This is a genomic window from Nitratireductor soli, from assembly GCF_001050155.1.
GTDB lineage: Bacteria > Pseudomonadota > Alphaproteobacteria > Rhizobiales > Rhizobiaceae > Nitratireductor > Nitratireductor soli.
This window is the reverse complement of the sequence record NZ_LFVY01000001.1, coordinates 473,675-497,500: the sequence shown is the minus strand read 5'-3', so window position 1 is coordinate 497,500 and position 23,826 is coordinate 473,675. Positions and strand designations below refer to the sequence as shown.

Below are 23,826 nucleotides of genomic sequence, written 5' to 3'. Positions count from 1 at the left end.
ACCACCGATGAGGTGGAGGTGATGGTGCGCAACACCGGCGCCATCCTCACCGACGGTGACGTCCAGGTGGCCTCGCTTCATTATGTCGATCCGCAGCGCTTCGGCGAGACCCTGTCGACACAGGCGCTGTCCGCTTTCGGCGCCCGCGTCGTGCCGGAGAATGTCTCGATCGCCTTGCGCACGACTCCCGAATTCGCGCCCGAGTTCGCCGAAGACCTGGTTCCATTCCGCAGTGAGCGCCCCATCGCCGATGTCTTCAAGCAGGCCGGCTATCAGGGCAGCGATGCCGACGGCATGGTCGAGGCGATCAGCAAGCTCCTCAACGCAACCGAACTGAAGGCCGGAACCATCCTGCGCATCGGCGTCGAGACATCGGGTGAGGAGAGCCACATCGTCCGCACCAGCGTCTATGACAGCAAGCAGCACATCGTCACCATCGCGCTCGACGACCGCAAGCAATATGTCCCGGCCGAGGAACCGGAGATGAATCCGGTGCTGCTCGCCGCCTTCGACCATCCGGCAGCGCCGCGTCGCGCCCGTGCCGACCTGCCCCTGGCCTATGACGGCATTTACCGCGCGGCCTATTCCTATGGCCTGACGAAGGAGATGACGCGGCGCCTCATCAAGCTCCTGTCGGCGGATGTGGATTTTCAGGCGCGCCTGGCGCCGACCGACCGGCTCGATGTCTTCTTTTCCGCCCCCGACGCGGAAGAGAATGCAACGTCGGAATCCGAGCTCCTTTATGTAAAGGCCAACTTCGGCGGCAGCACCCGCACCTTCTACCGTTTCCAGTTCGATGACGGCACGACCGATTATTTCGACGAGGAAGGCCGCAGCGCGCGGCGCTTCATGCTGAGAAACCCGGTACCCCACGGCCGCTTCACCTCGGGCTTCGGCATGCGCCGGCATCCCGTCCTCGGCTACAGCAAGATGCACACCGGCGTCGATTGGGCCGCCCCGCGCGGCACGCCGATCATTGCCGCCGGCGACGGCATTGTGGAAAAAGCCGGTTGGGCGGGCGGCTATGGCCGGCAGACCATCATCCGCCACAACAACGGCTTCAAGACCTCCTACAATCACCAGAGCGGCATCGCCAAGGGCGTGACCGCGGGCGCGCGGGTGCGCCAGGGCCAGGTCATCGGCTATGTCGGCGCCACCGGCCTGGTTACCGGCAACCATCTTCACTATGAAATGATGGTCAACGACACCAAGGTCGACCCGATGCGTGTTCGCCTGCCGGACAACCGCGCCCTGAAGGACAAGGACCTCGAAGCGTTCGCCCGTGAACGCGACCGGATCGACGCCCTCTTGAAGAACGATGAGGAAAACCCCTTCTCGGTGGCCGTTGGCAACTGATCGCCAAGAGCATTTTGCAGTCAGGTGGAAGCACCTGACGTCTGCATAAATGCGGAAAAACAAAGAGATCGACCGGTTCAGCGGCCCGCCTCGGCGCGCTCCGAATGAGCGGACGGTTTTCCCGATGACTGCGTCATCCACGAAAGCAGCGCCGCGGCGAGGCTGAGCGCCGCCATCGTCCAGGCCACACTGGAAAAGGCCGCATCGCCCGCCGCCAGCCGCGCCGCCTCCAGCTCCGTCGACAGCCCCGGCGCCGCCTCGCCGAAAGCCGGCATCGAGACGGCCTTGTCGCCCAGTTTCGATGCATAGCGGTAAGCCGCAAGACTGCCCATCGCCGCGACGGCGATCAGGCCGGCAATTCTGGAGATCGCGTTGTTGATGCCCGATGCGGCACCCGTATCGTCGTCCTCGACCGAGGTCATCACGGCGGTCGACAACGGCGATACGACCAGCGCCATCCCCAGTCCCATCAGGACCATCATCGGAAACACCGCCGTCCAGAATGCGCGGATGCCGCCGCCGACCAAGGCCGCAAGGCCGCCGAAAGCCACCGCGACCACCAGGCTGCCGACGGAGATCGGCAAGCGCGGACCGACCGCGTCCGCCAGACGGCCCGCCGGCCCGGAAAGCAGGGCGATCAGCAGCGACAGCGGCAGGAACATGAAGCCGACCGTCGCCGCATCGATCCCCCAACCGGCAATCAGCAGCATCGGCAGATAAAACAGGATGCCCGAAAGCGCGAAATAGAGCGAGAAGGTCGCCGCATTCGCCCCGGCAAACGAGACGATGCGGAACAGCGAGAGATTGATCATCGGCTCCTTGCGCGACAATTCCCAGGCGACGAAGCCGATCAGCACCGTCAGGCCGGCGGCAATCATGGCGCCCGCCTGGCCGAGCCGCGCATCTCCGGCATCGGAGGTCGTCGCCGTCAATCCGTAGGCCAGCGCGCCGAAGGCGATGACCGCCAGCAGCGCACCGCCAAGATCGAGCTGCCTCTGCCTGGACGGCGCGTCAGCCGGGACCTTGAGAAGCAGGCCGATCGCCAGGGCGCCGAGCGGCAAGTTGATGGCGAAGATCAGTCTCCAGGCGCCGTCGCCGAACGTCGAAAGCATCAGGCCGCCAAGCACCGGCCCGATCGCCGTCGTCAGCGCCGAGGACGCCGCCCAGATGCCGATGGCCCGGCCCCGCTCACGCTTTGGATAGGCCTTGGCGATGATCGCCAGGCTGCCCGGCACCATCACGGCGGCGCCGATCCCCTGGATGCCGCGCGACAGGATCAGCGAACGTGCATCCGGCGCAATCGCGCAAATGATGGAGGCCAGGATGAACAGGACAATGCCGGCAATGAAGGTCCGCCTGAGGCCGAACTTGTCCCCGGCTGCCCCGCCGACCAGGATAAGCGCCGCCAGCGTCAACGCATAGGCGTTGGAAATCCACTGCGCATCGGCAAGCGACGCGCCAAGATCAGCACGGATCGCCGGCATGGCCACCGACACGACGGACCCATCGATGAAGCCGAGCGCCGAAGCGAGGATCGCGGCGAACAGCACATAGCGCCGCTGCTTCTGCGGGCAGAATGTCCCGTTGCCGCCGTCACTGGCTTGCACAACGGCATTAGAGCGCCGTGCGTCCATTTGGACGCACAAAGGACGCTCCAATACTTTGAATCTATGCATCGTGCTTTCCGAAAATCGATTCCGATTTTCGGGCCGATGCTATAGAACCGGTTTCACAGGGCGCTTGCATGCGGGGAAACTAGTGCATTTCACCGCCGGTTGGAATCACCGCGTTCAGCAAAGCGACACATGCTGACACGGCAACGTCTCTTTCCCGCCAATGCGCTATTCGACGAACTCGACGGGAATGCCGGCCTTCACCCGCTTCGCCAGTTCCTCCGCATCCCAATTCGTCAAGCGAATGCAGCCATGCGATGCGGTCTTGCCGATCTTCGACGGATCCGGCGTGCCGTGAATTCCATAGGTCGGCTTCGACAGGGCGATCCAGACCGACCCGACCGGCCCGTTCGGCCCCGGCGGAATGGTCAGTACCTTGTCGTTCTCACCCTGCTTGAAGTTGACTTTGGGGTTGTAGGTGTATTGCGGATTGAGCGCTACGCGCGCCACCGTATGCGCTCCCGTCGGCGACGGCGTATCCGCCGAGCCGATCGTCGCCGGATAGGCGGCGACAAGCTGGCCGTCCTCCCCATAGGCGCGCAGCTGCTTGGCACTCTTGTCGGCAACGATGCGCGCCACTTGCGCCTTCAACTTGCTGCCCGGGTTCACGACCTTGATGACCGAGCCCGCGCGGTTGAAGTTGACGCCCGGATTGAGCGCGATGAGATACTTCTCATCCATGTGGAAGCGCTCGGCCAGCATCTCGGCGACCGAGGTGTAGGAGAGTGCGTCGAGTTGCGCCTTGTGGCTGTAGTCCGCCGGGACCGAGGCGATGAACGGTCCCGCAGCGTCCTCCGACGTGATCACATAGTCCTGGAAGGCCGGGCCGCCGGTCCGCTCGAGCTCGGCCTTGATCCACTCGGCATCGTAGGTCTTGATGGTCTGGCCGGTGATCTCCCGATAGGCGCGGATCGCCTTGTTGACATTATCGCCGGTGCGCCCGTCGATCACACCGGGCGAGGCACCCGCCCGGTCGAGCAGCACCTGGAATCCGGCCACTTCCTCACTGGATCCACCTGGTGTGACGACCGCGCTGTCGCGCGGCAGGGATGGTGTTTGCGTCCCGCCGAGGCCCGGGTCATCGCGCATTCCATCCTGCCGCGGTATCGAGGCCATGTCGTTCGGGTTGGAGGGAGCGACCAGGGGCTCCCGCTGGATTGGCTCCTGCCCATAGACGGGCGGCGCGTCAAAACCGCCCCGGTCTTCATAGACGGGCACGTCTTCCAGAAAGCGCTGTGAATAGGGATCGTCGGCACGGGCCGAATTGCGGCCGCGCCCATTGCTGCGGTCGCGGCGGTAACGGTCGACCTCGCGCGGGTCGGTGAAATCATAGACCTGCCCGTCAAACTCCCGGGCACGCGGCGGGGGAGGCGCCGGACGCCGCTGGCCTGCCACCGGCGGACGGATCTCGACCACTTCGCCGGTCGCCGCATCGACGATGATCTCGCGTCCGTACTGGTCGATATAGACGTCGAAATCATAAGCCTGGGCCAGTTGCACCGGCCGGATGGCGGGCTTGGCCGCCGGCAACAGCCCTTGCGCGACGTCCATGCGCGGCTGGCCTGCCCACCAGCCACGCCTGTCTTCGTTCTCCGGCTGCGCGGCAAGGACCGAACTTTGTCCGACAGCCAGGCAAAGAACCGTCAGGAAATGCAATCTCAAAACCTTCGCCCCTCGTTCCTAACAACCGCGCGGCACAATCACGCAACAAGGCAAACCGCCCCGGCGATTCGCGATTTGACGAATTATTCACCATGCTTGATGAACCGGACGTGAAGATGGCGAAAAAATGAAAACCCGCATTCTCCAGCCGCTACACGGCTTCCAGGCCCAGTTCGCGGCGGGTTTTCTTCGTCAGGCCGGCAACGACGAGGCGGTGGCTTTCACCCAGATAGTCGGCAAGCGCCGCGTCATCCATAACCTCGGCCGTCTGCCGCTGGATCCATTTCATCCCGCGCGAGGCGAGATAGGGCGCCGGTCGCAGGCCCGGCTGTTCCTTCAAGACGTCGAAGGCCATTTCCGAGCATTTGAAGGAAACGGCCAGGTGATCGCTGCCTGAACCGATGGCGAACACCTTGCCGCCAACCTTCCAGACCTGCGATCCGCCCCATTGCACCACATGCGTGGTCTGGCGAAGGGAAGCGCACACGCGATTGAAATCTTCGATCCGCATTGCGCTCCCCCTCGTCAATCGTCCTTGCAGCGCCGCGCATCCAATAGGATGCGCCATGCATTAAGCCGCCTGTTCGGCCTGTTCCGCATCAGCGGATTTGCGCGACCGGAAGTTCAGCCGGTCGGATCCCGCCGAGACCTTGACGGTCGAACCGTCGAAGATCTCGCCTTGCAGGATTTTCTCCGCCAGCGGGTCCTGCAGTTCCTTCTGCATCACCCGCTTCAGGGGGCGTGCGCCATAAGCGGGGTCATAGCCCTTCGCCGCCAGCCACTCGACAGCATCGGCATCGAGGTCGAGCACGATCTTGCGGTCGGCAAGCAACCGCTCCAGCCGTTTGAGCTGGATTTCGACGATCTGCCCCATATCCTGCCGCCGCAGCCGGTGGAATAGGATCACCTCGTCGACCCGGTTGAGGAATTCCGGCCGGAACGACGCCTTGACCACGCCCATCACCTCGTCGCGAACCTGGTCGACATCCTGGTCTTCACTGAGGTTGACCAGGTACTCGGCGCCGAGATTCGACGTCATGATGATCAGCGTGTTGCGGAAATCGACCGTCCGGCCCTGCCCGTCGGTGAGCCGCCCGTCGTCGAACACCTGCAGGAGCACGTTGAACACGTCGGGATGCGCCTTCTCGATCTCGTCGAACAGGATCACCTGATAGGGCCGGCGGCGCACCGCTTCGGTCAGGGCGCCACCTTCCTCATAGCCGACATAGCCGGGAGGCGCGCCGATCAGCCGGGCCACGGAGTGTTTCTCCATGAATTCCGACATGTCGATGCGCACCAGCGCCTGCTCGTCATCGAACAGGAAATTGGCCAGCGCCTTGGTCAATTCCGTCTTGCCGACGCCCGTCGGCCCGAGGAACATGAACGAACCGATCGGCCGGTTCGGATCCTGCAGGCCGGCGCGCGCACGCCGCACCGCCTTGGAGACGGCTTGCACCGCCTCGCCCTGGCCGACGACCTGCTTGGCGATCTCGTCTTCCATGCGCAGCAGCTTGTCCCGCTCGCCCTCGAGCATGCGGTCGATGGGAATGCCGGTCCAGCGCGACACGATATGCGCCACATGGTCCGGCGTCACCGTCTCCTCGACCATGCCGCCGGGCGTGCTTTCATCGCCCTGCGCCTCGGCCTCCAGCAACTTCTTTTCCAACTCCGGAATGCGCCCATAGGCCAGTTCGCCGGCACGTTGGAACTCGCCCTTGCGCTGGGCGATGGCCAGTTCGTTGCGCGCCTCGTCGAGCTGTCCCTTCAGTTCGGCGGCAAAGCCGAGCTTGTCCTTCTCGGCCGCCCACAGGCTGGTCAGCCGGACCGATTCTTCCTCCAGCCCGCTCAATTCCTTCTCGAGCTTGCCGAGCCGGTCCTTCGAGGCTTCGTCCTTCTCGGCCTTCAGCGCTTCGCGCTCGATCTTCAATTGCATGACGCGCCGGTCGATCTCGTCCAGCGCCTCGGGCTTCGAATCCACCTGCATCCTCAGCCGCGCGGCGGCCTCATCGACCAGGTCGATCGCCTTGTCGGGCAGGAAGCGGTCGGAGATGTAGCGGTTCGACAGGGTCGCGGCCGCCACCAGCGCAGAGTCGGACACCCGCACCTTGTGGTGCTGCTCGTACTTTTCCTTCAATCCGCGCAGGATCGACACCGTGTCCTCGATGGTCGGCTCATTGACGAACACCGGCTGGAAACGCCGCGCCAGCGCCGCATCCTTTTCCACATGCTTGCGATACTCGTCGAGCGTCGTCGCGCCGACGCAGTGCAACTCGCCGCGCGCCAGTGCCGGTTTCAGAAGGTTCGACGCGTCCATCGCGCCATCGGCCTTGCCGGCACCGACCAGCGTGTGCATCTCGTCGATGAACAGGATGATGTTGCCGTCGGCGGCGGTGACCTCGTTGAGCACGGCCTTCAGCCGCTCCTCGAACTCGCCGCGATATTTCGCCCCGGCAATCAGCGCGCCCATGTCGAGCGCCATCAACTGCTTGTCCTTCAGCGATTCAGGCACGTCGCCATTGACCAGGCGCAGCGCCAGCCCTTCGGCGATCGCCGTCTTGCCGACACCGGGTTCGCCGATCAGCACCGGATTGTTCTTCGTGCGCCGCGAAAGCACCTGGATGGTGCGGCGGATTTCATCGTCGCGGCCGATCACCGGATCGAGCTTTCCCGCCCGTGCATCCGCCGTCAGGTCGCGCGCGTATTTCTTCAAGGCGTCATAGCCCTGCTCGGCGCTGGCCGAATCGGCGGTGCGCCCCTTGCGGATATCGTTGATGACCTGGTTCAGCGCCGCCGGCGTGACGCCGGCCTTCGCCAGGATATCCGCCGTCTTGGCCGACTTCTCGACCGCCATTGCCGTCAGCAGGCGCTCGACGGTGACGAAACTGTCGCCGGCTTTCTTGGCGACCTCCTCGGCCGTCGTGAAAACCTTGGCCAGCGGCTGCGCCATATAGAGCTGGCCATTGCCACCTTCGACCCGAGGCATCGCCTTCAGCGCCGCATCAACCGCCAACCGCACATCCTGCGCGCGACCACCGGCCCGCTCGATCAGCGAGGCGGCCAGTCCCTCATTGTCGTCGACCAGCACTTTCAGGAGATGTTCGGGGGCGAATTGCTGATGATTGCTGGAAAGAGCCAGCGTCTGCGCCGACTGAATGAAACCGCGCACACGCTCGGAGTATTTTTCAATGTTCATGCATGTCTCCATTCCCATGCCGACCCGCTTTGCGGCATCGGCAATGACCAAGGTGACGGACCCCCTCAAGCCTTGACGCGATGAGACTATCACGGCTCCGGACAGGCAGGTCCAACTGTTTGGGATATGGGAACAGCGCGCGGTCGCGACAAGATGACCTTCGGAGCATTTTGCTCCGGTGGAAACCATCGGATGCGCATCTCCATAACGAAAAGCGGCGGGAAATCCCGCCGCTTCGTCAGAGATCAATCCGGATGATTACCGGCCGTCAGCCCGGCACGACAACATCGTCGGCGGGAGCGGCCGCATCCACCTCATCGGCCTTGCGAACGCGCGGGCGACGTGGACGGCGGGCCGCCTTTTCTTCCACCGGAATCTCGCCGGCCGAAATCTCGCCAGCCGGAATGCCGTCAGCATCAGGCGTCTTCGTCACGGCAGGGCGGCGGGCTCTCTTTGGTGCCGGCTTGGCCGACGTTTCGGCGTCATCGCGCACGGGGCTGTCTTCGGCCGCATGGCCGTTGACATTGCCATTGGGCTGGCGGCGTCCGCCGCCCTTCAAGGCCAGTTCGGCCGGCATGCCCTCGATTTCAGGCTGCGGGCCCGAACCGTCTTCGACATGCTGTTGACGCTGGTTGCGCCCGTTACCGTTACCGTTACCGTTGCCGTTACCGTTGTTGCCATTGCCTTCGCCGGCATCGCGATCATCGGCGTCGTCATCATCTTCGCGGTTGTCGCGCGCACTCTGTTGCTGTTGCTGCAACTGGGCCTGCGCGGCGGCGATGATGCGGTTGTAGTGTTCGGCGTGCTGTAAGTAGTTCTCAGCCATCACCCGATCACCGGAACTATGCGAATCACGCGCCAGCGTGGTGTATTTTTCGGCAACCTGCTGCGCTGTCCCGCGGATTTTCACGTCCGGGCCATTGCTCTCATAGCTGCGTGCGAGCGGATTGGGTCCCTTGCGGTTGTTGCTGCTATTGTTGTTATTATTGTTGTTGCCGCCGCGCCCGCGCATGCGCCTGTTCTGCTGTTGTGGCCTCATTCGACTCTCTTGGTTTTCGAGACTGCTTGGTTGAGACTGCTCGGTTGATACGGTTTGATTGAAACAATACCCACTAGCCGGCGGATAATGGCGGGAAGCCAGCAGTCTCTGATATTCCCTTAGCCATTTGCTGCGCCGCGAGATGCGGGCGCGAACGCCATCCTGTTCCGCTTCATGTCAGTTGCCGGACAATCCCCGTAATGAAGCTAAGGCGCTTGAACGCCGTTCATGACAGCCAGTCCTCGGGAACCGAATCGATAACGGCGCTGTCTGCTTCGTCCCATCCGGTAGCCGGAAACTATCCGCATTCGGACGCAATGCCAAGTTTTTTTTCAACCGGCTCCACGAACCGTTTTTACCGCGAAAATCAATGCCCTGTCGCGGCCGGCGAGATCGCGTGCCGCATCGCGCAAATCAAATCCATTCGCCGTGAACATGTCCGTGACCGCCCGTTTCTGGTCGAAGCCTGTTTCCACGGCGACCATTCCGCCAAGGCTCAGATGCGGCGCGCTGCCTTCGGCGATCGCCCGGTAAGCGTCCAGCCCGTCGATGCCTGCTACCAGCGCCAGGCGCGGATCGAAATCGCGCACCTCCCGCGACAAACCCTGCCAGTCATGCTCGCGAATATAGGGCGGGTTCGAGACGATGAAATCGAAACGCCCCTCGATCCCGGCAAACCAGTCGGACCGACAGGTCGCAAACCGACTGCCATATCCATTGATATTGGCATTCAACCCGGCCGTTGCAAGCGCACCGGCCGAAATATCCGCCCCGACGGCGCGCGCGTTCGGCAATGCGCTGAGCAGCGCCAGGGCCACGGCGCCGGTCCCCGTGCCGAGATCGAGGATGCGCCACGGCCGGTCATCGCCGCCATCGCGACGCGCCTGCTTGAGCACCAGATCGACCAGCGTCTCCGTGTCCGGACGCGGTTCCAGCGTCTCCGGCGAGAGGGTCAATCTGAGACCGTAGAATTCGCGATGGCCGATGATCCGATGCACCGGCTTGCCGCGCAACCGCTGCTCCAGCGCCGCCTCGACAGCCGCTCCCGATGGCGCATCGACTGCCTGTTCGGGGTGTGAAAGCGCATCAGCTCGTGTTGTCCTGGTGAAATGCTCGACCAGAAGCCGCGCATCCAGCGCAGCGTCGGAAATACCGGCCTGCCTCAGCCGCTCGCGGGCTGCCGCAAGCAGCGCGCCAAGCGTCGTCGCCGGCTCAGCCATCCACCCCGGTTTCCGCCAGCAGCTTGGCCTGGTGATCGGCGATCAGCGCGTCGATCACCTCGTCGAGATCGCCTTCGACAATGCGATCCAGCTTGTACAGGGTCAGGTTGATGCGGTGATCGGTCAGCCGTCCCTGCGGGAAATTATAGGTGCGGATGCGCTCCGAGCGGTCGCCGCTGCCCACTTGCAGCCGGCGCGCCTCCGACCGTTCGTCCGCCGCCTTCGAGCGCTGCGCGTCGAACAGCCTGGCGCGCAGGATCTGCATTGCCCGGGCGCGGTTCTGGTGCTGGGATTTTTCCGCCTGAACAACGACGATGCCGGAGGGAATATGCGTGATGCGCACCGCCGAATCCGTGGTGTTCACGTGCTGGCCGCCGGCGCCCGAAGCGCGCATCGTGTCGATGCGGATGTCCTCGTTCTTGATGTCGACATCGATCTCCTCGGCCTCCGGCAGCACCGCCACCGTCGCCGCCGACGTATGGATGCGACCCTGCGCCTCGGTCGCCGGAACACGCTGCACCCGGTGCACGCCCGATTCGAACTTCAGCCGCGAGAACACGCCGCGCCCGGAAACCGTGGCGATGATCTCCTTGTAGCCTCCGGCCTCGCCCTCGCTTGCCGAGACGACCTCGACCTTCCAACCGCGCTCGGCGGCGTAACGTTCATACATGCGAAACAGGTCGCCGGCGAACAGCGCCGCCTCGTCGCCGCCCGTGCCGGCGCGGATTTCCAGGATGGCGTTCTTCTCGTCCGCCGCGTCCTTCGGCAGAAGCAGAAGCTGCATCTCCGCCTGCAGATTGTCGATCCGTTCCTCGACGTCGCCGAGATCGACCTCCACCAGTTCGCGCATTTCGCGCTCGGTCGCCGGATCGGCGAGCATCGCCTGCAGATCGGCGATCTCGGCCTCGGCCTGCCGCAATTCTCGAACCTTGGCGGCAACCTCCTGAAGCTCCGAGTACTCGGAGGCGAGTTTGACATAAATCTCAGGCTCCGGCCCGGCCGCCATCTGCGCCTCGATCAGTTCGAAACGTTTGAGCACCTGATCCATGCGATCGCGCGGCAAGTCGGTCATCGAGGAGAAAAGCCTGTCAAATCAAAGAGGAATGTCATGGGTCTCGGCAAATTGCCGAAGCAGCGCGCGAATATCGGTGGACGAACTGTGATTGGCAAGGGCCTCGTCCATCAACCCGGTCAATTCCGCGAGCGGCAGATCGCAGAGCATCGCCTTGACCGGGCCGATCGCCGCCGGGGCCATGGAGATCGAGCGATAGCCGATGCCCAGAAGCGCCATGGCCGAGATCGGCCGCCCGGCCAGTTCGCCGCACAAGGTCACCGATGTGCTGGCGGCATCTCCCGCCCGCACGATCTGCCTGAGCAGCCGCAGGAACGGCACGCTCAGCGGATCGAACCGCTCGGAAATGCGCGTGTTGCCACGATCGGTCGCCGTGACGAACTGGAACAGGTCGTTCGAGCCGACCGAAACAAAATCCACCGCCTGCATCAATTCGTCGAGCTGCCAAAGCAGCGCCGGCACCTCGACCATGGCGCCAAGCTTCAGCCGCGTCGGCAGATGATGCGCGAAGCGCGACAGATGGCGCACCTCGCGGTCGATGATCTCGCGCGCCTGGCGCACCTCGTTGACCTCGGTGACCATCGGCAGCATCAGGCGCAGTTCGCGCCCGCCGGCCGCTTTCAAAAGCGCCCTGATCTGCGTCCGCAAAAGCCCGGGCCGGTCGAGCGTCAGGCGGATCGCCCGCCAGCCGAGAGCCGGGTTCTCTTCCTGCTGCGCGCCCTTGAAGTAAGGGAGCACCTTGTCGCCGCCGATATCGATGGTGCGAAACGTCACCGGTTTGCCGTCGGCGGCATCCAGCACCTCGCGGTAGAGCCGTTCCTGCGCCTCGACGCGCGGGAAGGCGGCCGCCACCATGAACTGCAGTTCGGTGCGGAAAAGGCCGATGCCGGCGGCGCCCGACTGGGAAAGCTGCGGCAGGTCGACGGCAAGCCCGGCGTTCATCATCAGGTCTATAGCCGCGCCGTCCTTGGTTTGTGCCGGCCGGTCGCGCAGTTCCTGATAGTGTTTTTGACGCCGGGCGCGGAAACGCACTTTTTCCGCATAGGCCGCCTCGACATCCCCCTGCGGGCGCAGGTGCACCTGGCCGTCCTCGCCATCGACAATGATCGCATCGCCGTTCTCCGACATGGAGACGACGCCCTTCACCTGGCCGACCGTCGGCAGGCCGATGGCACGGGCGACGATGACGATGTGGCTGGTCGGCGCGCCCTCCTCCAGCACCAGCCCGCGCAGTTTCTGGCGCGGGTAGTCGAGGAGTTCGGCAGCTCCCATCGAGCGGGCGACGACGATCGCATCCTTCGGCAGGATCTCCGCCAGGGCTTCCGGGCCGCGCCCCATCAGCTGGCGCAGCAGGCGATTGGCGAGATCGTCGAAATCGCTCATGCGCTCGCGCAGATAGGGGTCGGTCATGTGCATCATGCGCGCCCGCATGTCGCTCTGCACCTTCTCCACCGCCGCTTCCGCCGTCAGGCCGTTGTTGACCGCCTCCTGAAGGCGGCGCACCCACCCCTTGTCATTGGCAAACATCCGGTAGGCCTCGAGCACCGCCCGATGCTCCCCCTCGAAGGCCACCTCGCGCCGCGACAGCATGTCGTCGATCGACAGCCGCAGCGAATCGAGCGCCGTCTCCAGCCGCACCAGCTCCTGATCGCTGTCCTCGTTGAACAGCGCCGTCACCACAATGCGCGGCTCGTGCAGCACCACATGGCCGAGTCCGACGCCATCGTTGAACGGAAGTCCGGTCAGGCTCACCGGGCGGCTGAGGTCGAGTTCGATACCCGGCCGCGTCAGCCGCGCCAGATCCCCCGTGGCGATCATCTCGGCGATCACCATGGCGACCGTTTCCAGCGCTTCCAGCTCATCGTCGCGATAGTGCCGCATGGTGCGGTTCTGGACGACCAGCACGCCGAGCGTACGGCCCGCCCGCAACACCGGCACGCCGAGGAAGGAGTGATAAACCTCCTCGCCCGTTTCCGGCAGATAGGCGAAGGCCGGGTGCTTTTGCGCGTCGGAAAGGTTCAGCGGCCGCGCACTGGCGGCAATGGTGCCGACAAGGCCCTGGCCGAGGCGCAACTGCGCCAGATGCACCGCACCGGGATTAAGGCCTTCGGTGGCGTAGAGCTCAAGGACGGAATCGGCCCGCAGCACATACAGCGAACACACCTCGGCGACCATGTTCTGAGCGATCTCGCGAACGATCCGGTCGAGGCGCGCCTGTGGCTCGAGCGCCTCGGCCATCAGCTCGCGCAGACGCCTCAACAGCACACGTGGACCACCGGCGGTATCTCGCATCGAACCCCTCTCCATCGACCCCATGCTATCCGCATGGAGATACGGAGCAAAAGCCAGATTCGGGTTTTTCTTTGTCTACTGCTTATCGAGACCGTAGACGGAATGCAAAGTGCGGACCGCCAATTCCGCGTAAGGGCCGTCGATCAGGATGGAAATCTTGATCTCCGACGTGGTGATGGCCCGAATGTTGATGCCCTTCTCGGCGAGCGCCTTGAAGGCCGTGGCGGCGACACCGGCGTGACTGCGCATGCCGATGCCGATGACGGAAACCTTGACCAGCCCCGCCTCCGACTGGATGACGTCGAACCCGACCGTATCGCGCACCCGTGTGAGCACAGCCAGCGCCTTGTCGAGGTCGCCCGAGGGTACCGTGAAGGTCATGTCGGTGCGCGAGCCGTCTTCAGAAATGTTCTGCACGATCATGTCGACATTGATGTTGGCCTCGGCCAAAGGGCCGAAAATGCCGGCGGAAACGCCTGGCCGGTCGGCCACGCGGCGCAGCGATATCTGTGCCTCGTCCTTGGCGTAGGCGATGCCGGTGACGACTTGCTGTTCCACGATTTCATCCTCATCGCAAATGAGTGTTCCAGGCGGGTTGTCGAAATCCCCCATGCCTGGTGCGTCCGGATCCTCGAACGACGATCTTACAAAGGTTCTGACCTTGTGCACCATGGCAAGCTCGACCGAGCGCACCTGCAGCACCTTGGCGCCGAGCGAGGCCATTTCCAGCATTTCCTCGAAGGAAATCTTCGGCAGGCGCCGCGCCTTCGGCTCGATGCGCGGGTCGGTCGTGTAGACGCCATCCACATCCGTGTAGATGTCGCAGCGGTCGGCCTTCACCGCCGCAGCAACCGCCACCGCGCTGGTGTCCGAGCCGCCGCGGCCAAGCGTGGCGATGCGGTTGTCGGGGCCGAGCCCCTGGAACCCGGCCACCACGGCAACCTGGCCCGTGCCCATCCGGCGCACGATCTCGCTGCCGTCGATCTCCAGAATCCGCGCCGCGCCATGCGCATTGTCGGTGCGGATCGGGATTTGCCAGCCATGCCAGGAGCGGGCGTCGACGCCCATCGATTGCAGGGCGATGGCCAGAAGACCGCTCGTCACCTGCTCGCCGGAAGCAACGATCGCATCATATTCGCGTGCATCGTAGACGAGCGCGTTGGCGCCGGCCATCTTGGGCATGTTCTGCACCCAGCCGACGAGTTCGTTGGTCTTGCCGGCCATGGCCGAGACCACGACGGCGACCTCATGGCCCGCATCCGTCTCCCGTTTGACGTGACGCGCCACATTGTGGATGCGGTCCATATCGGCGACGGAGGTTCCGCCGAACTTCATCACGATGCGCGCCATGGGAACGGAGTGCCTTTTCTGGGAAATTCCATCCGTCCGAACAGACGGAAATCAACTGACGCAGCGGCAGCGTGCAGCCGCGCGTCGCGGTTTCATTACCCAAAACACCACGCATCTGCAAGCAAAGTGAGAAACGGCGGGCGGCGGAAATTTCCGCCGTCCGTCATTCGTCACAGATGCGTTTTGTCCGGCTGTACCGCTACGGCTTGATCGGCCCGCCAATGGCCCAGCAATGACCGAAGGGATCCAGCAATTGGCCATAGCGCGCGCCCCAGAACGTATTGTCCAAAGGCATGGAAGGCGTCGCGCCGGCTTTTTCGGCGCGCTGGTACCAGGTGTCGGCGTCATCGACCTCCAGGTGGATCGTCACGCCGTGCGGGCGATCCGCCGACATGCCGAACTCGGGGAACAGATCCCACATCATCAGGTCGCTGCCGTTGATGCGCAGGTGCGCATGCATCAGCCGCTTGCCGTCCTCCGCCTCTTTTCTGCTGACTTCCTCGGCGCCGAAAGCTTGCTTGTAGAAGTCGATCGCCCTTGCAGCGCCGTCGATCGTCAGACACGGGATGATCCCATTCAACACGGTCATCGGACCCTCCTCTCCAGAAGTGCACATCGACCCGCCGCTTGACGATGGCGTAGCAGCGGGCTATTTCATATTCAAGTTTATACTTGAATGGGAAAATCATGGCAAGGGTTTCACTGGTCGGCGATGTCTTCGGCGCGATTGCCGATCCCACACGCCGGCTGCTGCTGGAGCGTCTCGACGGCAAGGAGCAGTCCGTTGGCGCGCTGACCGCCGGTTCGGGCCTGACCACGGCGGCGATTTCCCTGCACCTCCAGCTTCTGCTGAAAGCCGGCCTGGTGCGCCGTCGCGTCGCCGGGCGCCATCGCCTCTATCGTCTCGACCCCACCCCCTTGCGGGAAATCACCGATTGGACCACCGCACTGACGGGCTTCTGGGAAGAACGCCTCGATGAACTGCAGGAACTGGCGGAGAAAATCGATGCTTCGGCCGATCGACCTGACGATTGAACGCCACATCCGCGCCTCGCTTGCGACCGTCTGGGATTGCATCACGCGGCCGGACCTGATCGCCCGATGGTTCTTCGCCACGGACTTCAAGCCGATTGTCGGCCATCGCTTCACCATTGTCGGCGAGGCCGTGGCGGGCTGGCGCGGCTGGACGAATGTCGAGGTTCTGGAACTGTCTCCCCCGCACCGCATGGTCTGGTCGTTCGACTGCACCGATGCGGCACCCCCGGGGCGCGTCTCCTTTCGCCTGGAAGAGGTTGACGATGGCGTCCGCCTGCGCCTGTCTCATGAGGGCGGCGCCCCGGCGCCGACCCGCCAGCTCCTCGATGAGGGCTGGAGCGTTTATCTGGGGCAATTGGCCGACCTTGCGAGACATCGCGCCGGCTGACGCACTGAGACAATTCCTTCCTTGACAATTGGCCGCCACAACCCGACTTCATGTCAGCCAGAGGACGTTGCAACGCAGACGATAGGCCGACCCATGCCGGAAGCTCGACAAACGACGATCGATGCGCGCGAGATCGAGCATTTCTCGGCGCTGGCCGCCGAGTGGTGGAACCCGGCCGGCAAGTTCGGCACGCTGCACAAGTTCAATCCCGTACGGCTTGCCTATATCCGCGATCATGTCGCCGCCCATTTCGGCCGCGACCCGCATGCGGTCAAACCCTTCGCCGGTCTGCGTTTTCTCGACATTGGCTGTGGCGGCGGTCTGCTGTGCGAACCGATGGCACGCCTTGGCGCGGAGGTTGTCGGCGCGGACGCTTCGGAAACCAACATCGAGGTGGCCAAGCTGCATGCCGCCGAGGGCGGGCTGACAATCGACTACCGCGCCACGACCGCCGAGGCCCTGGCCGACGAGGGGGAGAAATTCGACGTCATCCTCAACATGGAGGTGGTCGAGCACGTCTCGGACGTCGATCTGTTCATTGCCAAATGCGGTGCCATGCTGAAGCCCGGCGGCCTGATCTTCGTCGCCACCATCAACCGCACGCTGAAGGCATGGGGCCTGGCCATCATCGGCGCCGAATATGTGCTGGGCTGGCTGCCGCGCGGAACGCATCAGTACGAAAAGCTCGTGCGCCCGGAGGAGCTGGAGCGCGCGCTCTCTGCGGCCGATGTGACCATCACCGACCGCACCGGCGTCGTCTACAATCCGCTGGCCGACCGCTGGCAGCGCTCGCGCGATATGGACGTCAATTACATGATTGTCGCCACCAAGGCGGGCTGAAAAGAAACCGGCTCAGTTCTGGTCGTCGGGGAAAACCGGCAACGGCATGAATTCCACTCCGTCCTCGACCAGTGCCTTGGCCTCGTCGACCGACGCCTCGCCATAAATGCCGCGCGCATCAGTCTCGCCGAAATGGATCTTGCGCGCCTCCTCGGCAAACTTGTCGCCGACATAATCGGCGTTCTCGCGCACCTTCTTCGATAATTCCTTGAGCTGGGTCAGCGCCTTCTTCTGCTCTTCGCCCAGGGCCAATGCCACCTGCGCCTTGCGCCGGCTGGTCGACACCGCCGGCGCCATCAGCGCCTTCTCGACGCTGTGCGACCCGCATTGCGGGCAGGCGACGAGCAGGCGCTCCTTCTGGCTGTCGAAATCGGCGCTGTTGCGGAACCAGGCTTCGAAGGGATGCGCGTGCTCGCAGATCAGGTTGAAACTGATCATGAAGCCTTCCTCGCTCCGGCCTCTTCCACGCGCGCGATATGCGACACCGCAAAATCACGCGCATTCTTCAGATTGGGAATTTTCGCCCGCGCCGCCGAAACCTGCGCCAGATCGAGATCGGCGAGAATCACGCCGGGCTCGTCATGCGCGGCCTCGGCCAGCACCTTGCCCCACGGATCGACGATCAGCGAATGACCGAACGTCTCGCGCCCGTCCTCGTGCCGCCCGCCCTGCGCCGCGGCGATCATGAAGGCGCCGTTCTCGATCGCCCGCGCACGAACCAGCACATGCCAATGCGCCTCGCCCGTCTGGCGCGTGAAGGCCGCGGGCGCGGTCAGCACCGCGGCGCCGGCCAGCGCCAAGGCGCGAAACAGTTGCGGAAAGCGCAGATCATAGCAGATGGCGAAGCCGAGCCTGCCGAATGGCAAATCGGCCACAACCGCCTTCTCGCCCGGCGCATAGGTCGCCGATTCACGCCAGCTTTCACCGTTGTCCAGATCAACATCGAACATGTGAAGCTTGTCATAGGTGGCGGTCAGGCCGCCATCGGGCGCAAACAGGAAGGCCCGATTGGCAACCTTCCCATCGTCAAGCGCCACGGCGGTGGAACCGAGATGCACGTGGATGGAGAGTTCCTCGGCCAGCGCGCGCGCCCGCTCAATCAGGATAGCACCCCGCGCGCCGGCGATCCGCTCCTGCAGCGCATCGCGCCCGCGTACGAGCACTCCGGTCATCTCCGGGCTTTGCACATAAAGCGCGCCCTTACCGGCCGCCTCGCGCACCAGCGCCTCGAAGGCATCGGCATTGGCTTCCGGCTCGGTGCCGGAGCGCATCTGCAGGGCGGCGACGCGGACGGCGCTCATGCCTCCGCTCCGGCCAACAGCGTGTCCAGACGGCCATCGCGCTCGAGTGCGTGCAACTCGTCGGAGCCGCCCACATGGATCTTGCCGATGAAAATCTGCGGAAAGGTCGAGCGCCCGTTGGCGCGCTGGATCATCTCCTGGCGCAATTCGGCGGAGAAGCTCGCATCATGCTCGGTGAAGGAAACGCCCTTGCGCTCCAGCAGGCGCTTTGCCGCCGAGCAGTATGCGCACATCATGCGGGTATAGATCGTTACGTCAGCCATTCGTCTCTTCCAAAGTCTCTTGAGACTATATAGGGCCTCATTCGTCGGGCAGGAAGTCCCCCGGCAACACGCGCGCGAAGGTCAACACGTCCACCTGCCGCGCCCCGGCCCGTTTCAGGACCCGCGCGGCGGCAGAAACCGTGGCGCCCGTCGTGTAGACATCGTCGATCAGAATGATCCGCCGTCCGCTGACCGCCGCCAGCCTCTCCCGCGGCACGCGAAACGCGCCGCGCACATTCGCCTCCCGCTCGCGCGCGCCAAGCCCGACCTGCTGGCGCGTCTTCTTCACCCGCAGCAGCGCTTCGGGCGCGTAGGCGAGGCCGCTCAGCCGGGCGCAGGCCCGCGCCAGTTCGGCCGACTGGTTGAAGCGCCGCATCAGCAGGCGGCCGCGATGCAGCGGCACGGGAATGACCGCATCCGCATCGCTCACCAGTTCCGCCCCCGCACGCAGCATCCAGCGCGCCATCCAGGGCGCCAGATCGGTCCTGTCACGGAATTTCAGCCCCTGCACCATCTGCCGCGCGACGCCGTGGTAAATCACGGCCGAACGCGCCCGCGCAAAGGGCGGCGGATTGGCAATCGCTTCCGCCGACACGATGCCCTCGCCCATTTCCACCGAGAATGGCGTGCCCATCACCGCGCACCATGGGCGTTCGAGAAAGCGCAAGCGCGGCCAGCAGGCCGGACAAAGCGTGCCGGGCTGGGTGACGTGGTCGGCGCAGCCGAGACAAACGGGCGGAAACAGCACACGCGCCGTCCACCGCACCATCGTGTTCGCCCCGCGCGCAACGCTCCCCGTCATCATGTGCCACCCCCGCGGCATTTGCCTCTTTGCCAGCATATCCATTTTATGCGATTGCGCACCTAAAGCATTTTTGCAGTCAGGTGGAATCACCTGGCGTCCGCATAAATGCGGAAAAACAAAGAGATAGAGCGCCGTGCATCCGAACGGACGCACGGCGCTCTGGTGGTCTGACCGAAACAGATGGGTACCATCTGTTAGGGTCGCACCACCAGCAATGACGGATGATGCATGGAACCGCTGTTCGATACCGACCTTCTGATCGTGCGCAAGAAACGTGCCTTCCGGCACGGTGATGTCGGCGCCGGCTTCCTCATGCGGCGCGCCGCCGAAGACCTTGGCGAGCGCCTGGCGACGGTCGAGCGCCGATTCGACAAGGCCGCCACACTGTTCTGCCTGACCGACGACGCGGCAACGGCGCTGCGCCAAAGCGGCAAGGTCGACGCAGTTGTCAGGGTTGAGGCAGATCCTCTGTTTGGCGGTGTCGGCGACCTGGTCGCCCGCCCTGAAACCTTGCCCTTCGAACCGGCGAGCCTCGATCTTGCCGTGTCGCTGCTCAGCCTGCACGAGACCAACGACACGCCGGGCCTCCTGGCGCAGATACGCCGCGCGCTCAAACCGGATGGGCTGTTTCTCGGCGCCATGGCCGGCGCCGGCACGTTGCAGGAGTTGCGTGAGGCACTGCTGGAAGCCGAGACCGAACTGACCGGGGGCGCGGCACCGCGCGTCAGCCCCTTCGCCGATTTGCGCGATGTGGGCGCCTTGCTGCAACGCGCCGGCTTTGCCTTGCCGGTGACCGATCTGGAAAGCGTCACGGTCCGCTACGACACCATGTTCGACCTGATGCGCGACCTGCGCGCCATGGGCGCCACCAGCACGCTCACCGCGCGCTCGCGCAAACCGGCGACCCGCGCCTTCTTCCTGCGTGCCTCGCAAATCTACGCCGAACGCTTCGCCGATGCCGACGGGCGCATCAGGGCAACGTTCAACCTGGTCTGGCTGTCGGGGTGGGCGCCGCATGAATCGCAGCAGAAGCCGCTGACGCCCGGCAGCGCGACAATGTCCTTGAAGGAAGTGCTGGAGAAGAAAGGCGGGAGTTGACGCGTTCTCTAACCGCCAGCCTCGGTAACCTGGGTCGCGACGTTATCCATGGTTTCCTGCAGGGCGGTGCCGGTCTGCCTGGCGCCGACGACGATCGCCATGGCGATCAGCCCTGCAATGAGTGCATATTCAATCGCCGTGGCCCCTGATCTTTCGCCAAGAAGTTGCCTGAACATCGGCCCGCGCCATCCTTGTTTCTCCACCTGAAGATAGCGAAGAACCATTAAGAAGTATTAAGATCAGCGCGCGCAGTTCGCATGCGTGCTGAAAGGAACTGGTCACCGAACAGTTTCGTCAGCTTGGAGTATCTGACGTCCACATAAATGCGGCCTAGCAGGCGCCGCTGCGCTGCCCATTCTCGCTGATCACGCAGACCGCATCGCGCGTGGGCTGCAGGACGCTGCGACGGATCGTGTAGGTGCCGCCGCTGCGCTTGGTCGATGATGTGGTGATCGGGTCGATGCCGAAGGGTGCGCCAAGCTGGACGACCGTCGGCCGTGTACGTTTCTCGGCGATCGGGGTCAGCACCAGCGCCAGAGCCACCGCCGCCGAGCCGAACAGCAAGGCCACCCGCAGCGCGCCGATGCCGGCATTGCCCATGCGTGTCGGCCACGCACCGCGCCCCGTATCCCAATCCGCGTCAGAAGCCATGGCCATTCCCCTGCCAGCATCGGGAATCGCTGAAGAGACGAGCGATCCAACCCCTGCCTCAAATTTTCACTGTTGCGTAAAGGAATGCTTAATGCTGGCGACCTGGCCGGCGATTAGAGCAGGTCGACGAGGAATGGAATGAGCGGCGCATCCGCTGGCGGCATCGGATAGTCGCGCATGTCGCGCGGCCGAACCCACTTCAGCCCTTGCCCTTCGCGTGGCTGCGGCGTTCCCCAGAAGCGGCGGCAGACGAACAGCGGCATCAACAGATGAAACGCATCATAGCTGTGGCTGGCGAAGGTCAGCGGCGCAAGGCAGGCGGTCTTGGTTTCGATGCCCAACTCCTCCTGCAGTTCGCGGATAACCGTTTCCTCGGGCGTCTCGCCCGGCTCCACCTTGCCGCCCGGAAACTCCCACAGACCGGCCAGCGACTTCCCCTCGGGACGCCGGGCGATCAGCACGCGGCCGTCCGCATCGACCAGCGCGCAGGCCGCGACGAGCAGAACAGGCTTGGGCGCCGGGTTCATTCGCCTTCGCCCTCCTCGGCCGCTTCGGGTGGCTGCCGATAGTGATAACGATAGATCTCACGGAAGCCGAGCGCGCGATAAAGACGCACGGCCGCATGATTATCCGCCTCGACCTGCAGCCAGGCTTTCTCGGCGCCGTGCGAGCGCGCCCATTTCAATGCCGAAAGCAACACACGCCGGCCAAAGCCCTTGCCACGCCAGGCCGGCCTCGTGGCGATCTCGAAGAATCCGGCCAAAACGCCGTCGCGCACGCAGATGGCGGTCGCCACCGGCTCATCGCCATCTTCCAGGACGAAAAGACCCGTATCGGGCCGGATCGCGCCGATCACCCGCGAAAGCCCGGCCCTGAGTTTGTCCTCATAGCCATGCACCTTGAGGGTCGCATTGACGAAGCGTTTGCGGTCTTTCAGCGGGATCTGGTCCATCGCCTCGACCAGCACCGCCTGGTCGAGATCAAGTGCCATCACCAGCGACGTGCCGAGTGTGCTCCAGCCGGTCTTGTCGAGATGGCGCGAGATCGCCGCCGCCGAAAGCGGCGAAATGCGAAAAGTCAACGTCCGGCCATAGGCCTCGAACTGCCCCCTCGCCCGGTCGATGCGCTGTTCCAGATCGCGGTCGTCGCCGGGATCGAGCGGATTGATGGAGTTCAGCCGTTTGGCCGGGTGCCCCGCCGTCAGGCGCACCACCCAGGTGCCGTCATAGGCGACGGTCTCCGCCGGCCAGGCGCGCAGGCCCGCCGCCTCGAAGCGGCGGATGGTGGCAAGATCCTTGTTTTCTTCCTGCCCCACGCGGCCCGGCACACCTAGCTCCTGTAGTCGCCATTGATGGCGACATACTCCTTTGTCAGGTCGCAGGTCCAAACCGTGGCTTTGCCCCGACCGATGCCGAGGTCGACCCGCAGGACGATCTCGTCACGTTTCATATAGGCCGAAGCGGCATCTTCGGAATAGGCGGCATCACGCTCGCCCTCATGGGCGACGCGAATATCGCCGAACCAGATGGAAATCAGGTCGCGGTCGGCCGGTTCGCCGGCCTTGCCGACCGCCATCACCACGCGCCCCCAATTGGCGTCCTCACCGGCGACCGCCGTCTTCACCAGCGGCGAATTGGCGATCGACAGGGCGATCTTCTTGGCCGAGCGGGCGGATTTTGCGCCGGTCACGGTGATCTCCACCTGCTTGCGCGCGCCCTCGCCGTCGCGCACCACCTGCAGGGCCAAATTCTTGAGGATGCGGTTCAGGGCGCGACGGAATCCCGCCAGGCGCGCATCCTTCGCATCGTCGATGAGCGGCGCGCCGCGCTTTGCCGCGGCACCCGTGGCGAACATCATCAGCGTGTCGCTGGTCGAGGTGTCGCTGTCGACCGTCACGGCGTTGAACGTCTTGCCGGTCCCCTTCGACAACAATTCCTGCAGAACGGGGGCGGCGATCGGCGCATCGGTCGCGACGAAGGACAGCATCGTCGCCATGTCGGGCGCGATCATCCCCGCGCCCTTGGCAATGCCGTTGATGACCACGTCGACATCACCCAGCCGCGCCGTCGCCGTGGCGAGCTTCGGGTAGGTATCGGTTGTCATGATGGCGCGCGCCGCGTCGAGCCAACCTTCCGGACGGGCGTCCTTCGCCATCTGGCCCAGCGATCCCGTGATGCGCTCGGCCGGCAGCGGCTCGCCGATGACACCGGTGGAAGCCATGAAAACCGAACCAGTGGCAACGCCGGCGGCCTTTGCAGCAGCTTCTCCCACCTGTGTCGTCGTTTCCCGCCCCTTCTTGCCCGTGAAGGCATTCGCATTGCCGGAATTGACGACGAGGATGCGCGCCGCGCCGCCGGCAAGATTGTCACGGCAATATTCAACCGGCGCTGAAGGGCATTTGGAACGCGTAAAGACCCCCGCCACCGTCGTGCCTTCATCGAAGATCATCGCCAGGAGATCTGTTCGCCCCTTGTATTTGACGCCTGCCTGGGTGGTGGCGATGCGGACACCGTCAATGACGGGCATCGCGGGATGCTTCTTCGGGGCGAGGGGAGAAATCGCGACAGACATGGCCACCAACATTGACG

24 protein-coding genes (1 of these 24 running past the window's edge) are annotated in these 23,826 nt (G+C 64.2%); 5 read left to right on the top strand and 19 right to left on the bottom strand.

Translation table 11 applies throughout. The annotated features are described in order from the left end of the window. A protein-coding gene (locus AB843_RS02425) for a M23 family metallopeptidase (protein ID WP_048645148.1) crosses the window boundary here: on the top strand, positions 1-1,356 show its 3' portion. It extends 576 nt beyond the left edge of the window; only the last 1,356 of its 1,932 coding nucleotides appear in the window; its start codon lies off the left edge, out of view; it ends in the stop codon at positions 1,354-1,356. A 77-nt stretch (positions 1,357-1,433) separates the two neighbouring features. On the opposite strand, the gene AB843_RS02420 is transcribed toward AB843_RS02425, so the two are convergent. From AB843_RS02420 to AB843_RS02375, 10 genes are all read right to left on the bottom strand, one after another. After that, positions 1,434-2,990 (bottom strand): MFS transporter, encoded by a 1,557-nt coding sequence (locus tag AB843_RS02420; protein ID WP_048645147.1) that lies wholly within the window; start codon positions 2,988-2,990, stop codon positions 1,434-1,436. Positions 2,991-3,197: 207 nt separating this feature from the next. Continuing rightward, positions 3,198-4,691, bottom strand: coding sequence for a L,D-transpeptidase family protein (locus AB843_RS02415; protein WP_048645146.1), 1,494 nt, complete (start codon positions 4,689-4,691; stop codon positions 3,198-3,200). A gap of 151 nt (positions 4,692-4,842) precedes the next feature. After that, positions 4,843-5,202: an MmcQ/YjbR family DNA-binding protein gene (locus AB843_RS02410; protein ID WP_048645145.1), complete on the bottom strand. Its 360-nt coding sequence runs from the start codon at positions 5,200-5,202 to the stop codon at positions 4,843-4,845. A 60-nt stretch (positions 5,203-5,262) separates the two neighbouring features. Next, on the bottom strand, positions 5,263-7,884 hold the full coding sequence (gene clpB, locus AB843_RS02405; RefSeq protein ID WP_048645222.1) for an ATP-dependent chaperone ClpB: 2,622 nt from the start codon (positions 7,882-7,884) through the stop codon (positions 5,263-5,265). A 268-nt stretch (positions 7,885-8,152) separates the two neighbouring features. After that, complete coding sequence (locus AB843_RS02400; protein ID WP_157384404.1) at positions 8,153-8,896, bottom strand: DUF4167 domain-containing protein; 744 nt, start codon at positions 8,894-8,896, stop codon at positions 8,153-8,155. Positions 8,897-9,255: 359 nt separating this feature from the next. After that, a complete protein-coding gene (gene prmC, locus AB843_RS02395) occupies positions 9,256-10,143 on the bottom strand; it encodes a peptide chain release factor N(5)-glutamine methyltransferase (RefSeq protein ID WP_048645143.1) in 888 nt (295 codons plus the stop codon). Continuing rightward, on the bottom strand, positions 10,136-11,215 hold the full coding sequence (prfA, locus tag AB843_RS02390; protein WP_048645142.1) for a peptide chain release factor 1: 1,080 nt from the start codon (positions 11,213-11,215) through the stop codon (positions 10,136-10,138). The genes prmC and prfA overlap by 8 nt, the downstream gene beginning before the upstream one ends. 21 nt (positions 11,216-11,236) lie before the next feature. After that, on the bottom strand, positions 11,237-13,507 hold the full coding sequence (ptsP, locus tag AB843_RS02385) for a phosphoenolpyruvate--protein phosphotransferase (protein ID WP_048645221.1): 2,271 nt from the start codon (positions 13,505-13,507) through the stop codon (positions 11,237-11,239). Between the two features lie 75 nt (positions 13,508-13,582). Next, positions 13,583-14,857 carry an aspartate kinase gene (locus AB843_RS02380; RefSeq protein ID WP_048645141.1) on the bottom strand — a complete coding sequence of 425 codons (1,275 nt, stop codon included), beginning with the start codon at positions 14,855-14,857 and terminating at the stop codon, positions 13,583-13,585. Positions 14,858-15,056: 199 nt separating this feature from the next. Further along, positions 15,057-15,446, bottom strand: a complete 390-nt coding sequence (locus AB843_RS02375; protein ID WP_087587013.1) for a VOC family protein — start codon at positions 15,444-15,446, stop codon at positions 15,057-15,059. 98 nt (positions 15,447-15,544) lie between these two features. Between AB843_RS02375 and AB843_RS02370 the strand changes: the two genes are divergently transcribed. From AB843_RS02370 to ubiG, 3 genes are all read left to right on the top strand, one after another. Further along, positions 15,545-15,892, top strand: a complete 348-nt coding sequence (locus tag AB843_RS02370; RefSeq protein WP_048645139.1) for an ArsR/SmtB family transcription factor — start codon at positions 15,545-15,547, stop codon at positions 15,890-15,892. Beyond that, entirely contained in the window at positions 15,864-16,280 is a 417-nt protein-coding gene (locus AB843_RS02365; RefSeq protein WP_048645138.1) for an SRPBCC family protein, read from the top strand. The genes AB843_RS02370 and AB843_RS02365 overlap by 29 nt, the downstream gene beginning before the upstream one ends. A gap of 93 nt (positions 16,281-16,373) precedes the next feature. After that, a complete protein-coding gene (gene ubiG, locus AB843_RS02360; protein ID WP_048645137.1) occupies positions 16,374-17,120 on the top strand; it encodes a bifunctional 2-polyprenyl-6-hydroxyphenol methylase/3-demethylubiquinol 3-O-methyltransferase UbiG in 747 nt (248 codons plus the stop codon). A gap of 12 nt (positions 17,121-17,132) precedes the next feature. On the opposite strand, the gene AB843_RS02355 is transcribed toward ubiG, so the two are convergent. Genes AB843_RS02355 through AB843_RS02340 form a run of 4 tightly spaced genes read right to left on the bottom strand, consistent with a single transcriptional unit; the run spans position 17,133 to position 19,489 of the window. Beyond that, positions 17,133-17,558 (bottom strand): DUF1178 family protein, encoded by a 426-nt coding sequence (locus tag AB843_RS02355; RefSeq protein WP_048645136.1) that lies wholly within the window; start codon positions 17,556-17,558, stop codon positions 17,133-17,135. Then, positions 17,555-18,421, bottom strand: a complete 867-nt coding sequence (locus tag AB843_RS02350) for a carbon-nitrogen hydrolase family protein (protein ID WP_048645135.1) — start codon at positions 18,419-18,421, stop codon at positions 17,555-17,557. Before AB843_RS02350 ends, AB843_RS02355 begins: the two co-directional genes overlap by 4 nt. Further along, on the bottom strand, positions 18,418-18,684 hold the full coding sequence (grxC, locus tag AB843_RS02345; protein ID WP_048645134.1) for a glutaredoxin 3: 267 nt from the start codon (positions 18,682-18,684) through the stop codon (positions 18,418-18,420). Before grxC ends, AB843_RS02350 begins: the two co-directional genes overlap by 4 nt. A 37-nt stretch (positions 18,685-18,721) precedes the next feature. Then, a complete protein-coding gene (locus tag AB843_RS02340; RefSeq protein ID WP_087587012.1) occupies positions 18,722-19,489 on the bottom strand; it encodes a ComF family protein in 768 nt (255 codons plus the stop codon). A gap of 228 nt (positions 19,490-19,717) precedes the next feature. Between AB843_RS02340 and AB843_RS02335 the strand changes: the two genes are divergently transcribed. Beyond that, positions 19,718-20,587, top strand: a complete 870-nt coding sequence (locus tag AB843_RS02335) for a methyltransferase domain-containing protein (protein WP_048645133.1) — start codon at positions 19,718-19,720, stop codon at positions 20,585-20,587. 8 nt (positions 20,588-20,595) lie between these two features. On the opposite strand, the gene AB843_RS02330 is transcribed toward AB843_RS02335, so the two are convergent. From AB843_RS02330 to argJ, 5 genes are all read right to left on the bottom strand, one after another. Further along, complete coding sequence (locus AB843_RS02330) at positions 20,596-20,763, bottom strand: Flp family type IVb pilin (protein WP_048645219.1); 168 nt, start codon at positions 20,761-20,763, stop codon at positions 20,596-20,598. A 154-nt stretch (positions 20,764-20,917) separates the two neighbouring features. Then, on the bottom strand, positions 20,918-21,238 hold the full coding sequence (locus tag AB843_RS02325) for a hypothetical protein (protein ID WP_048645218.1): 321 nt from the start codon (positions 21,236-21,238) through the stop codon (positions 20,918-20,920). A 113-nt stretch (positions 21,239-21,351) separates the two neighbouring features. Next, positions 21,352-21,765 (bottom strand): 8-oxo-dGTP diphosphatase MutT, encoded by a 414-nt coding sequence (mutT, locus tag AB843_RS02320; RefSeq protein WP_048645132.1) that lies wholly within the window; start codon positions 21,763-21,765, stop codon positions 21,352-21,354. Beyond that, on the bottom strand, positions 21,762-22,565 hold the full coding sequence (locus AB843_RS02315) for a GNAT family N-acetyltransferase (protein WP_244467873.1): 804 nt from the start codon (positions 22,563-22,565) through the stop codon (positions 21,762-21,764). Before AB843_RS02315 ends, mutT begins: the two co-directional genes overlap by 4 nt. A 2-nt stretch (positions 22,566-22,567) precedes the next feature. After that, the gene (gene argJ / locus AB843_RS02310; protein ID WP_048645216.1) at positions 22,568-23,809 is read right to left on the bottom strand and encodes a bifunctional glutamate N-acetyltransferase/amino-acid acetyltransferase ArgJ; all 1,242 of its coding nucleotides are present in this window, start codon (positions 23,807-23,809) and stop codon (positions 22,568-22,570) included. Between the last annotated feature and the right edge of the window lie 17 nt (positions 23,810-23,826).